Raw genomic sequence first — 12993 nt, forward strand, 5'->3', positions numbered from 1 at the left:
TCCTTTAAAGGCAGGTACCAGATTACGAAAGAGAATGTGATGGATGTTTTAAAAGAAGAAGTTGGGATAACCTTCACTAAGGTATTGGAAGATGCAGGAGTATATAAATGTACGGAAGAAGGGAGAAAAGCCTTCCTCAGATTTATCCAGGCTTTATAAATGGGGGGTTAGGTAAAGTGGGCGGCGTGCGGGGAGCCGGGTGGCAGATGCTTCGATGCGTCCGAGGCTCCGACTATTTCACGTATCCCTAACCCTGCGGAATGCGCGCCGATAGCGGCTTGCATCCCGCAGGATAAGGGCTACGGAAAGGATTCTCCGCCTCTCCCGCTTATACCTGCGCATCTCCCACCCGGCTCCCCGCCCGCTATCTACTTCACTTAACAAGGGCGAGAGCGGTCGTATAACGTTACTGGACAGCGGATGACCGATGGCTGCGTCAGTTAGATGGAAAATGATAGCAAGCTTAATGTATACAGCACATACAGTTTAGAACGTTGACTATTATCGCAGTCAAACTCTTGCAGCGAGGCGTGTACGCCGTTGCTGCAAGAAGAGCCGGGATCAGGCGGGAATGTTATCTCACATAACAGACCTGTACCTGATACCGGCTCTTCCTCATTATAATTATAATTCCATTTCGCCGAAGGTTTTCACTCGCTCAGCCTTTTTATTTATATACCGGCACAGATAAATTCCTTCCGACCGCCAGTAACGTTACACAGCCCCCCCGCCCGTGCCAGTAAAGTAGATGCCCCCTGCCTCCCCAGCGGCGCCCTAATTTACTTAACCCCCATTCCCTTGATCAGCTCCTGAATGACTTCTTCGGTTTCTTCCAGGGCATCGGCGATTTCTTCAACAGATTTCCCTTTTTCAAGCTTCTTTTTGACTAGGTCTTTTAACTTATTCCGGGCACCTTCAGTGCGCCCTTCCTGCATTCCTTCTTTTCTTGCCTCTTCTTTCTCGTAATATTTCTCTTCCCATGCCTGCATATACTTCACCCCGACTTCTTCACTGTTCCGTACCTTCCGGACCCGGTCGTGGATACGGCGGATGCGTTCGCTCCCGGCATGCTCCGCCGCCTCGTCCGTCGTATGCTCCACGTAGTGCAGGAATTCCGCCAGCTCCTGTGAGACCTCATCGTCATTCGTTCCACGGGTGTTCAGGAAAATCCGGGTTGCCCCATCTTCGAGGATGCATCCCGGCGCTTCCTCACACACGGCCCGGAAGGTGTACCGGTACTTCCCGCGGCCGAACAGGTCGAAAGGCGTGATCATGATGAGGTACGACTCGTTCAGCTGGCTGTAGTCCGGAATCCCGGGCTCCAGCAGGGAGATGTCCACGAGCGACTGGTAATAGCGGCTCCGCCTGGACAGGTCTGCCCTGCGCTGCTTCTGCATCTCCGTATTATAGACGGCCCTGTCCTCGTCCATGGAGAAGATGTCCAGACGGATAGAGCGTGCCTCCGGCGAGATCCGAAGCTCCTTCTCCGCCTCGTTCTGCGTAAGGAGCGGAACATCCCTGCCTAAGATGATTCCGAGCGCCTCCTGGTGGGCCAGCGGATCCTCCATCACTTCCTCGAATAGGAAACGGTCCGTAAGGTTCAGTTTGTTTAATGGTATCAGCTTTTGTCTTCTGTTCATATGGTTCTCCTTCATTTTATCATATCTTATCCACGGTTAACAGACGGAAAACAAAAGAACGGCCCCCATAGGCATCCCTCCTTGCATGAAAGATTTGTTACAAACATCGGATAGGTACGGCGATCTGCCGTAGATGAACTAGATAAATCAGAATGTTTGATTTGTGCTCATATGATATCACACATCGCCGTTTTGTTCAATGGGGGTTTAGTAAACTGGGACGCCACTGGGGAGGCAGGGGGCATCTGCTCCGATGCGTCCGGGAACTGCGACGCTCACACAGATTCCTAAGCTTGTGGAATGTTGGCCGATTGCGGCTCCCTGTCCGCAGCTCCTATACTTAAGGAAAACTACATCCATTCTTTCCTTTATATTTAGAAATCTATTTAGGAGTTCTTTAGATTTGCAGATTAAGATATAAGTAATCGGAAAGGGGATGGAGATATGAACGTATTGATATTAAGCAGCCAGTTTGGGATGGGTCATCAGATGGCGGCGAGGGCAATCGGTGAAGAGATTAAGAAGCAGGATAAGGAGGCCAGGGTTACGGAACTGGATCTGCTCACATACTTTTATCCACGGGCAAGCCGATATATTTTTAAATTATTCCAAATGCTCGTTGAGCACTGTTATGGGATATATAACATGGTATACAAATTTTCGGGAAAGTTGAAGGTTGACATCAAGCCGACAGGAATCACAGCCTACAAGAAGCTGCAGAGATTGATAGATGAGCATGAACCGGACATGATTGTATGTACGCTTCCGCTTTGTGCCAAGTCGATTGCTTCTTATATCGAGAAGACGGGATGCCACATTCCGCTTGTCACCTGTATCACTGACATCAGCATACATCCGGAGTGGATTACTGCACAGACAGACGTCTATCTTGTGCCGACGCAGGAGGTGAAGGATAATCTCGTACAGAGAGGTACAGGACCTGACAATATATTTGTGACAGGAATACCAGTCAGACAGCAGTTTCTAAGAGCGACAGAAAACAAGAGCGATAAGGTGAAGAAGGTGCTGATTATGGGAGGCGGACTCGGCATCATTCCGAATCTGGGTGAGCTTATCGATATGCTGCATCGCGCCCCGGGCGTATCAGCGACAATCATAACAGGAAAGAACCATAAGGCATATGAAGAGTGGCACGGAAGATACGAAGACATAGAGGTGCTCGGATATACGGAACATATCAGCACCTATGTAAAAGCGGCAGACCTGGTTATCACGAAAGCTGGAGGGATTACATTATTTGAGCTTATCCACTGTGAAGTACCGCTATTTGTCATCCACCCGTTTCTGGAGCAGGAAGTGAACAATGCAAAATACGCAGAGGAGCATGGAATTGCCAGGGTCATCTGGGATAAGTCTGCGGATTTTACAAATGTATTGAAAGAGTTCCTCTCTGACAGCTGGCAGTGGCAACAGATGAAAGGCAATATGCACATGGTAAAGCAGGAAATTATGAAGTGCAGCGTGGAAGAAGCGATGCAGACTGTAAAAGAAAGGATGATAGCGTGATGTGGATACTGGCGGCAGCAGCCTTGCTCATCGTTCTCTGTTACAGCGTGGTTCCATCGTTTGCACTTAGATATCTGCAGACGGCAAAGAGGAAAAAGGCAGGGAGAGAGAAGGTCCTTTATCTGACTTTTGATGACGGGCCGGGCGGCAAAGACACAGAAGACCTTCTGGACCTTCTGAAGGAATATGGCATCAAGGCTTCTTTCTTCACAGTAGCCGCGTTTGCAAAGCAATATCCCGAACTTATCGTGCGGATGAAGGAAGAAGGGCATCTTATAGGAATACATTCGGTGCACCATAATAATGCATTGTTTCGGGGAAATAAGTTTACGTATTCGGATATGGCAGAATCAATGTTCACATTAAAAAAGCTCGGCTGCGATGTGGCATATTACCGTCCGCCGTGGGGACATCTCAACCTGTTTACGATCGGCTGGATAAAAAGGCTGAACCTTCACCTTCTTTTCTGGGATGTCATGGCCCGGGACTGGTCGGATAAGGAGACGCCGGACACAATCTGTTCCAAACTTATGCACAGGGTATTTCCGGGGGCGGTCATCTGCCTGCATGACGGAAGGGGGGCTGCAGGGGCTCCCGCCAGGACGGTTGAGGCGCTGAAGATGACGATACCGATGCTGATGGAAAAAGGATATCGATTTAAGAGGGTGGACGAGGATGAATAATACGATGACAATTCAAAAAACGGGAAAGCAGATACTGGTATTTCTTTTGTTTCTCTTCCTTCTCTTTTTCTGCCTGATGAAAGGAAAGGATGTCGGACAGATAGTAGAGATAGCCGTGTCAGCTTCCTTCCCATCTATTGTACTGGGGCTTTTGATGGCCGGAACCTTCCACGTTTCCGAGGGGCTGAATCTGAGGATACTGCTTCGGGCGATGGGACACCCTGTGTCTTTAGCCCAGGGGATGAAGTACGCTTATACCGGCTTCTTTTTCAGTTCGATTACACCATCCTCCACGGGAGGGCAGCCGATGCAGCTGTATATGATGAAGAAGGATAACATTGAACTGTCCCACGGTTCACTTGCGCTGCTTATGGAACTGGCAGGGTTCCAGGCGGTCGTGTTTATATTTGAAATACTGGCGGCCATACTTGTTCCCGCCATGGGAATCGAGATGCCGTTATCGGTAAAGGTTCTCGCCGTCGCCGGCTTCCTGATGAACGCAGTTTTTGTTCTGTTCCTCCTTACGGTCATATTTTCTGAGAAGATGGGGAAGAAACTGTCAGGGCTGGCGGAGCGGCTCATACCGAAGATTCCTTTCATAAAGGAAGAGAAAAAGCAGGAATGGATTGTAAAGACGGAAGCAGGCTTTGAAGAGTTCCATGCATGCGCCCACATGATGAAACGGCATAAAAAGGACATCGTAAAGATGCTTATGATCAGCACGGTTCAGATTGTGTGCTGGTTTGGTGTCCCGTATATGGTATATCTGGCGCTTGGATACCATGGCGTCCCGTTCCTCCACCTCTTTCTCCTGCAGGTGCTCGTCTATATGGCTGGAGCATTGCTGCCGCTTCCGGGAGCGATGGGGATAAGCGAGTTTGCTTTCATTCAGCTCTTCGGAGGCATATACAGCGGCAGCTCGATGACAGCAGCCGTGCTGCTGAGCCGTGGCATCAGCTTCTACTTCCTGCTTGCATGGAGCGGGCTGATGCTCATACTAATCTACGCGGTGAAAAAGAGAAGATGATACGATAAAGCAAGACCTTCCGGTTTTCTTAAGAAAATTTATAAACATTTCCACCTTTCGACACATTCGATTCACAATCCTCTGGTATAATAAATACATCAAATAAAGAAGACGGCGGTTGTACTGATGAAGCAGTATGGCTGCCGGACTTCGCCTAACAATAATATCAAGTTCATAATATCTTTTTACATAAAACGGGGAAAGGCTCATGTGTAGATGAGCGTTCCCCGTTATTTTCCGGTTGTTTAATTCATTCATTACGGTGAGAGAGTCAGCTGGAAGATAACAAGGCTGTCCATAGAGACTTGAAATGGGGAAAGCGGCACTTCTTTACATCTAATTCAGATTCATGTAAAATGGAAATATCAGACAGGAACGACAGTCCAGATGGGATATCGAAGGAGGAAAAAATGGAAAAATCAAAAGTATTTTATACGGACTTTAAGGCCACGGCTAATGAAAACCTGCTCCAGAAGCTGAGGCGTCTTTGTATTACCGCAGGAATGAAAGAGATAGATTTTGAGGATAAGTACGCGGCAATCAAGATACACTTCGGAGAATATGGCAATCTCGCATTCCTGCGTCCGAACTATGCAAAAGTGGTGGCAGATATCGTTAAGGAACAGGGGGGCAAGCCATTTCTGACCGACTGCAATACGCTCTATGTCGGCAGCAGAAAGAATGCCCTGGACCACATAGATACGGCATATGCCAACGGATTTTCACCGTTTTCCACCGGATGCCATGTTCTGATCGCTGATGGGCTGAAAGGCACCGACGAGGCACTCGTGCCGATAGACGGGGAATATGTCAGGGAGGCGAAGATTGGGCAGGCAGTTATGGATGCGGACATCTTTATCACGCTGACCCATTTCAAGGGCCATGAGAGTACCGGGTTTGGGGGAGCACTGAAGAACATAGGCATGGGCTGCGGCTCACGTGCGGGGAAGATGGAGATGCACAATCAGGGCAAGCCTGCCGTGGATCAGGAGCGCTGCATCGGCTGCAGGGCCTGCCAGAAGATCTGCGCCCACGACGCGCCGGTTATCACGGAAGGCAAAGCATACATAGATATGGACAAGTGTGTCGGGTGCGGACGCTGCATCGGTGCCTGCCCAAAGGATGCCGTACATCCTACCGAGAGCAATTCCAATGATGTTCTGAACTGCAAGATAGCAGAGTACAGCAAGGCAGTCTGTCAGGGCAGGCCATGTTTCCACATCTCACTTATCTGCGATGTGTCGCCAAACTGCGACTGCCACTCGGAGAATGATGTGCCTATTATCCCAAACGTGGGGATGCTGGCCTCTTATGATCCGGTGGCGCTTGATGTGGCCTGTGCCGACTTGTGCAACAGCCAGCCTGTGCTCCAGAACGGCAGCGTGCTTCATGAGAACTGCAAAGGATGCCGGGAGGAAGGCCACCAGGATCATTTCCATATGACACACCCTGATACGAACTGGAAGACGGGAGTGGCCCATGCCGTAAAGATTGGGCTTGGCCGGGAAGAATACGAATTGATAGAGATATAAGCTCCCAGTGAATTTGAAATCATAGAAAGCCGAAAGGCAGTTGCTATTTTTTTAGTGTTCATGCTACACTATAGAAGGTTGAACAGGAGTATTTATTTCGTTTAGAGAAAAGGAGAATTATATAATGGGTGGTTTTTTTGGCGTGGCATCCAAGACTGATTGTACATTGGAGCTTTTTTATGGTGTAGATTACCATTCCCATCTCGGTACGAGAAGAGGCGGGATGGCGACATATGGGGAGAGCGGATTCAACCGTGCGATACATAACATAGAGAATTCCCCGTTCCGTACGAAGTTTGAACGGGATGTGGATGAGATGGAAGGAAACCTTGGAATCGGCTGTATCTCCGATTTTGAGCCTCAGCCGCTCTTGATACAGTCTCATCTGGGCAGTTTTGCGATTACAACGGTAGGTAAGATCAACAATCTGGACAGGCTTCTTAAGCTGGTGTACGAGGACGGGCATACGCATTTCCAGGAGATGAGCGGAGGCAAGGTCAATGCTACAGAGCTGATAGCATCGCTGATCTGCAAGAAATCTTCCATCGTGGAGGGCATCCGGTATGTGCAGGAGATTATAGACGGGTCCATGACGCTGCTCCTGATGACAAAGGACGGCCTGTATGCCGCCAGGGACCGGTTTGGAAGGACGCCTCTTGTAGTAGGTCATAAGACGGACGCGTTCTGCGTATCATTTGAAAGCTTCGCGTATATCAACCTGGGCTATACAGATTATAAAGAACTGGGACCGGCGGAAATCGTATTCATTACTCCGGAGGGGGTGGAGACGGTAGGGGCACCCCAGGAGGAGATGAAGATCTGTTCCTTCCTCTGGGTATACTACGGATATCCGACTTCGGCTTACGAAGGGGTAAATGTCGAGGAAATGCGTTATAAATGCGGCAGCATGCTAGCTAAGCGTGACGGCGGGTCGGTTCACCCGGATGTGGTGGCGGGTGTGCCGGACTCAGGCATCGCGCATGCAATCGGTTATGCCAATGAATCTGGAATACCGTATGCCAGACCATTTATCAAATATACGCCTACGTGGCCGAGGTCTTTCATGCCGCAGAATCAGAGCCAGCGCAATCTGATTGCGAGGATGAAGCTCATACCGGTTCAGGCTTTGATTGAGAACAAGAAGCTGCTCCTCATCGATGATTCGATAGTGAGAGGAACGCAGCTGCGGGAAACGACGGAGTTCCTGTACCACAGCGGAGCCAGGGAAGTACATGTCCGTCCTGCATGCCCTCCGCTGCTATACGGCTGCAAGTATCTGAACTTTTCACGTTCAAAGACAGAGATGGAGCTGATTACAAGAAGAGTAATCAAGGAGAGGGAAGGAGAAGACTGCCCGCAGGATGTGCTGGATGAATACGCCAATCCATGCAGCTGCAGATATGCAGAGATGGTAGAGGCCATCCGCAGGCAGCAGAACTTTACCACGCTGCGCTACCACAGGCTTGACGACCTGACGGCTTCTATCGGCATAGAGCCTTGCAAGCTGTGTACTTACTGCTTTGACGGAAAGGAGTAGCCGGGTTCTGAGAATGACAAGCTGTTTAGAGTCACCATTTATGAATTTGCAGACAGACTGTTGAAAAAAGAATACCTTTTATTTAAAATGATTGTGATGTCAAATATTGAGGGACGTTTCCTTGAAAGAAGGTAGCATTATTGAAGGGGCACAGACAGGAAAATAATAAATATTTTCCTGTCTTTTTTTTGGATTTTCGAATATAGGTACATAAATACAAAGTAACTTATTCGTTTGCCCGGATATTACAATTTGTGACAAATTTTGTCGTGTCAATTTTCTTGATGGGTATATTTACCAGTGATAATATTAGGAAGTAAAGGTGGTGTAGTAAATGGTGCAGTTGCAGGAAAAAATCAAGTACATTTTATATCAGTTGGGGGTGAACAGTACATATTTAGGATATTATTATCTGACACTGGCTATCGCGATAGCAATTGAGGAAGAGGAAAATCTATTATACATATCTAAGAACATCTACCCCAGAATAGCGGAACAATATCATACGTCTATATCCTGTGTGGAACGTAATATACGGACAGCCGCTGATGTTATGTTCAGGCACGGGAGCCCGGAGCTTCTCGCCGAGATATTTATCGACAACAAGAACAGGCCGAAGAACTCCAGGCTCATATCATGTCTGGCATTGTATGTAAAAAAACAGTTATCCGAGTAAGTATGACAGTACCGGTATGTCGGCGGAGCGCCACATGTGCTCCTATGATATACCGGTATTGTTTTTTCACAGAAAAACCATATATTCTCCACAGAGATTTCAAGAAGATACTTTATGATAGAGAAAAATTTATTGCCGGGAGGGAAGACATTGATAGAAGTAAAAAATCTTGTGAAGAGATACGGGAGCCATCTGGCGGTAGACGGCCTGAGCTTCCGTGTGGAGAAGGGACAGATATACGGGTTCCTTGGGCCGAACGGGGCCGGTAAATCGACCACTATGAATATCATGACAGGTTACATCGGTGCCACAGAAGGTGAGGTGCTGATTGATGGACATGATATCCTCAAAGAGCCCGAGGAGGCGAAGAAGCATATCGGCTATCTGCCGGAGCAGCCCCCCCTTTATATGGAGATGACCGTCAGAGAATATCTCTGCTTTGCAGGAGAGCTAAAGAAGATACCGAAGGATAAGCTGGAGGAGCAGATTGCGGAAGCAGCAGGGCTTACTAAGCTCAAAGAGGTAGAAAACAGGCTTATCCACAACTTGTCCAAAGGATACAGGCAGAGAGTGGGGCTTGCGCAGGCGATACTTGGTTTCCCCGAGATTATCATACTGGATGAGCCGACGGTAGGCCTCGACCCGAAGCAGATTATTGAGATTAGAGAACTGATCCGCAGCCTTGCCAAAAGACATACGGTAATCCTGAGTTCCCACATACTGGCTGAAATCCGTGAGGTTTGCGATTATATCATGATTATTTCCAAAGGGCGGCTCGTAGCCAGCGATACGCCGGCTCACCTGGAAAATCTGATGAATAAGACCGCGTATATCCAGATTCAGGCACGGGAACCGCAAGACAGGATAAAGAATATTCTTGGAAGCCTGGAGTGTATTGAGACTGCAGAATACAGCGTAAAAGACGAGGGTGCTACCACTGTACGCATCCAGGGCAGGGATAAGGAAGATATCAGGGAAAAGCTGTTTCTTGCATTTGCAGAAGAAAAGGTCCCTCTTCAGGAACTGAGCCTCGTCAAGTCTACACTTGAAGAAGTATTCCTTGAACTGACGGAGGAAGGAAAGGAGGCTGAGACCGATGAAGGCAATATATAGAAGAGAGCTGCAGTCCTATTTCCACACGATGGTCGGCTATGTGTTCATAGCATTTTTGGTTGCGTTTACGGGTGTCTATTTCATGGCATTCAACCTGAATTACGGATATCCGTATTTCTCTTATGTGCTGTCCAGCATTCATTTCGTATTCATGATTGCGGTTCCGATACTGACGATGAGAAGCTTTGCGGAAGATAAGAAGAATAAGACGGACCAGATGCTGCTCACTGCTCCTGTCAGCCTGTGGAAGATTGTGATTGGAAAATATCTGGCTATGGTATCTATCTTTGCGGTGCCGTGCGTGATATATCTTATATTCCCTCTGATTATCATGACCCAGGGCACAGCGTATCTCATGGCGGATTATCTGTCTATCCTTGTATTTTTCCTCATAGGATGCGTATACATCGCAGTCGGGATGTTCCTTTCATCGTTGACGGAAAGCCCGATTATCGCGGCAATATCTACCTTCGGCGTACTGCTGCTTTCCTACCTGTGGAGCGGTATCATAGATTTCCTGCCAGGTGGCGCGGCGGGCAATGCAGCGGGCTTTATCCTCCTGGCTACCGTCCTTACGCTCGGCATCTATAAGATGACAAAGAACTGGCTGATTGCTGCGGTGTTTGAGGCAGCCACGATCATTACGTGCGTTGTTATCGGGATTGTGAAGGCCTCCATCCTTGAAGGGGCGCTCTCCAATCTGCTCGGCAGATTTTCGCTGACGGATGCGCTGGCAGATATCGCGTCAAACAGCCTTCTGGATGTAGGCAGCCTGATTTTTGACGTGTCACTTGCGGGCCTTTTTATATTTTTGACGATGCAGATGATACAGAAAAGACGCTGGAGTTAGGAGGAGCATATGCAAGACAGAATGAAGAGATTATTTCAGAGCGCAGCGTCCCGTAATGGAAGTTACAGCGTCGGAGCCATCGTGCTTGTAGTCGCCATAGTAATCGTAGTGAACCTTGTTGCCGGACAGCTGCCTGAGAAAGTGAAACGTATAGATATCAGTGACAACAGAATATATGAAATATCTGATAAAAGTAAGAAAATACTGAAGAAGCTTGATACGGAACTCACAGTTCAAGTATTCGCGGAGAAAGATAAAGCAGATGACAGAATCAAGACATTCATCAGCAAATATGCATCCCTCTCCGATAAGATTACCGTAGAATGGATAGACCCTGTGCTCCATCCGTCCGAACTGTCCGCCAACAATGTGGAGTCAGACACGGTCCTTATATCGTGCAAAGATACGCAGAAGAGCACGTCGGTGGCATTCAGCGATATCATCGTGTCAGACGAGTCTGCCTACTATATGACCGGAAGTGCTTCTGAAACCCAGTTCGACGGAGAAGGGCAGTTTACGTCTGCGGTCAATTATGTAACTAACGATGCGGACAGAAAAGTCTATTATACGGCAGGACATGGGGAAAATACCTTTTCTTCTTCTGTCTCAGACGTGCTTGACAAGAACAATATGGAGGAAGAAGAGCTGAATCTTATCATGACGAATAAGATTCCGGATGACTGCAGCCTGCTCATGCTGAACGGCCCTGTATCAGACATAACGGAGGAGGAAAAAGAGACGATAGCGGCCTATCTTGCCTCTGGCGGAAACGTGTTCCTGCTGCTCGGCGACTCCCAGGAAGATACGCCGAATCTGGACGGACTTATGAAAGACTATGGCATGGAACGTGAAGACGGTTATATTGCAGATATGCAGCGCAGCTATCAGGGGAACTATTATTATATATTCCCGGAGCTGGACGATTCCTCCGGATTGACGGACGGAATGTCCTCCGACATGGTGATGCTTGTCAATGCACACGGCTTGAATATGACAGACCCGGCACGTGATACGATAACCACATCTCCGTTCATGACTACGTCCTCAGATGGATATGCAGTGACGCAGGATGACCAGAAGCAGGGCACGTACACGCTCGGAGCGGTTGCCACAGAGACGGTGAATGATGAGGAGGCTCGGTTTACCGTTATATCTGCAGACACGCTTATAGATGCTCAGGTGACAGACGCCTTCTCGACGCTGGAGAATCTGACGCTATTCTCCAATGCAGTGGCTGCTAATTACGATGATATGGAAAATGTGGCGATAGAGCCAAAGAGCCTGGAAGTGACGTACAATACAACGCAGCATGCGGGCGTGATAAGCATTGCCGTCATATTCGGCATCCCGCTCGTTATACTCATATACGGCTTCCTGCGCTGGATAAAAAGACGGAAGGCTTAGGGAGGTGGAAGATGAAGCAGAAAAAGTCAATACTTGTACTGGCCGGTATTCTTGCAGTGCTTTGTATGCTGTATGCAGGACTTCATCTATACAATGAGAGCATGGAGAAGAAAGAAGCAGAAGAGGCTGAGAAGGCAAAGGTTTATGTCACTGACGAAGAGGATGTGTCAGAAATTTCTTATACAGGGGCGTCAGGGGATGGAACGATGGAGTTTGTTAAGGATGGTGAAGAATGGTACTATGTGCCGGACAGGGAGATACCATTGAACGAGAGCACTGTACAGAACATGGCGGATACACTTGCGGCGTGCCAGGCCGTAAGGGAACTTGAAGAGCCGGACGACTGGTCTGATTATGGTCTGGACAATCCGCAATACACGATAATGCTCACGAATCAAGAAGGAGCAGAGACAACGCTCTATATCGGCCAGACGGCAGGAGAAGATTATTATGCCGCTGCCAAAGGGAGCGAAAAGGTATATACGGTAGACAGCTCGATTGTGTCCTCCCTTTCCTTCGATCTCTCACAGTATGTACAGACGGATACGGTGCCGGCAATCAGCAGCGGGAATCTGAAGAAGGTGGAAGTGTCGGAAGGCGGGAATACCATCACTTATGATTCAGAGGATGATATCGCAGAGCTGGCTGGCGGATTTGGAGCACTGTCTCTTACGACATGCGCCGATTACCACGCAGAAGGCAGGAAGCTTAAGGAGTATGGCCTTGATGAAGAGACCCGCATCGCGGTGACAGCAGTCTATGAAGATTCCGCTTCAGGGGAGGAAAAAGAGTATACCATCTACATCGGCAATATGGATGATACAGGGTCCGGCAGGTACGTCGGGACGGACGGGTCGGACATCGTATATCTCGTATCCGCGGACACGGTGAATAATACGTATACGCCGGCTGAACAATAAAAGATTGCCGTTGATTGGAAAAAAATAATGAGCCTCCGGATAACTTGGTGTATAATAGGGGAAGATGAAAACACCATTTTCGGA

At 48.4% G+C, this 12993-nt stretch carries 11 protein-coding genes and 1 pseudogene; 11 read left to right on the plus strand and 1 reads right to left on the minus strand.

Annotated features, from left to right (window positions below):
* Positions 1 to 159 (plus strand): annotated as a pseudogene (locus HMPREF0980_RS19935) (UDP-glucose--hexose-1-phosphate uridylyltransferase); the annotation flags it as partial.
* A gap of 620 nt (positions 160 to 779) precedes the next feature.
* On the opposite strand, the gene HMPREF0980_RS11110 reads toward HMPREF0980_RS19935, so the two are convergent.
* A complete protein-coding gene (locus tag HMPREF0980_RS11110) occupies positions 780 to 1640 on the minus strand; it encodes an Rpn family recombination-promoting nuclease/putative transposase (protein ID WP_049729105.1) in 861 nt (286 codons plus the stop codon).
* 444 nt (positions 1641 to 2084) lie between these two features.
* Between HMPREF0980_RS11110 and HMPREF0980_RS11115 the strand changes: the two genes are divergently transcribed.
* The 10 genes from HMPREF0980_RS11115 to HMPREF0980_RS11160 all read left to right on the plus strand — a co-directional run bounded on the left by HMPREF0980_RS11115 (position 2085) and on the right by HMPREF0980_RS11160 (position 12909).
* Positions 2085 to 3167 (plus strand): MGDG synthase family glycosyltransferase, encoded by a 1083-nt coding sequence (locus HMPREF0980_RS11115; protein WP_049729106.1) that lies wholly within the window; start codon positions 2085 to 2087, stop codon positions 3165 to 3167.
* A complete protein-coding gene (locus tag HMPREF0980_RS11120) occupies positions 3167 to 3850 on the plus strand; it encodes a polysaccharide deacetylase family protein (protein WP_049729107.1) in 684 nt (227 codons plus the stop codon). The genes HMPREF0980_RS11115 and HMPREF0980_RS11120 overlap by 1 nt, the downstream gene beginning before the upstream one ends.
* A gap of 4 nt (positions 3851 to 3854) precedes the next feature.
* Entirely contained in the window at positions 3855 to 4877 is a 1023-nt protein-coding gene (locus tag HMPREF0980_RS11125) for a lysylphosphatidylglycerol synthase transmembrane domain-containing protein (protein WP_242847384.1), read from the plus strand.
* Positions 4878 to 5287: 410 nt separating this feature from the next.
* Complete coding sequence (locus HMPREF0980_RS11130) at positions 5288 to 6409, plus strand: DUF362 domain-containing protein (RefSeq protein WP_049729109.1); 1122 nt, start codon at positions 5288 to 5290, stop codon at positions 6407 to 6409.
* Positions 6410 to 6533: 124 nt separating this feature from the next.
* Positions 6534 to 7946: an amidophosphoribosyltransferase gene (locus tag HMPREF0980_RS11135; protein WP_049729110.1), complete on the plus strand. Its 1413-nt coding sequence runs from the start codon at positions 6534 to 6536 to the stop codon at positions 7944 to 7946.
* 334 nt (positions 7947 to 8280) lie between these two features.
* A complete protein-coding gene (locus tag HMPREF0980_RS11140; RefSeq protein WP_049729111.1) occupies positions 8281 to 8622 on the plus strand; it encodes a sporulation initiation factor Spo0A C-terminal domain-containing protein in 342 nt (113 codons plus the stop codon).
* Between the two features lie 114 nt (positions 8623 to 8736).
* Positions 8737 to 9735: an ABC transporter ATP-binding protein gene (locus HMPREF0980_RS11145; protein ID WP_198146232.1), complete on the plus strand. Its 999-nt coding sequence runs from the start codon at positions 8737 to 8739 to the stop codon at positions 9733 to 9735.
* Positions 9719 to 10585 (plus strand): ABC transporter permease subunit, encoded by an 867-nt coding sequence (locus tag HMPREF0980_RS11150; RefSeq protein ID WP_049729112.1) that lies wholly within the window; start codon positions 9719 to 9721, stop codon positions 10583 to 10585. The genes HMPREF0980_RS11145 and HMPREF0980_RS11150 overlap by 17 nt, the downstream gene beginning before the upstream one ends.
* A 9-nt stretch (positions 10586 to 10594) precedes the next feature.
* Positions 10595 to 11989 (plus strand): GldG family protein, encoded by a 1395-nt coding sequence (locus HMPREF0980_RS11155; protein ID WP_049729113.1) that lies wholly within the window; start codon positions 10595 to 10597, stop codon positions 11987 to 11989.
* Positions 11990 to 12000: 11 nt separating this feature from the next.
* Positions 12001 to 12909 (plus strand): DUF4340 domain-containing protein, encoded by a 909-nt coding sequence (locus HMPREF0980_RS11160; RefSeq protein WP_049729114.1) that lies wholly within the window; start codon positions 12001 to 12003, stop codon positions 12907 to 12909.
* The last annotated feature ends 84 nt before the right edge of the window (positions 12910 to 12993 follow it).

This window comes from Dorea sp. D27 (assembly GCF_001185345.1).
In the GTDB taxonomy this organism is placed as follows: Bacteria; Bacillota; Clostridia; order Lachnospirales; family Lachnospiraceae; genus Extibacter.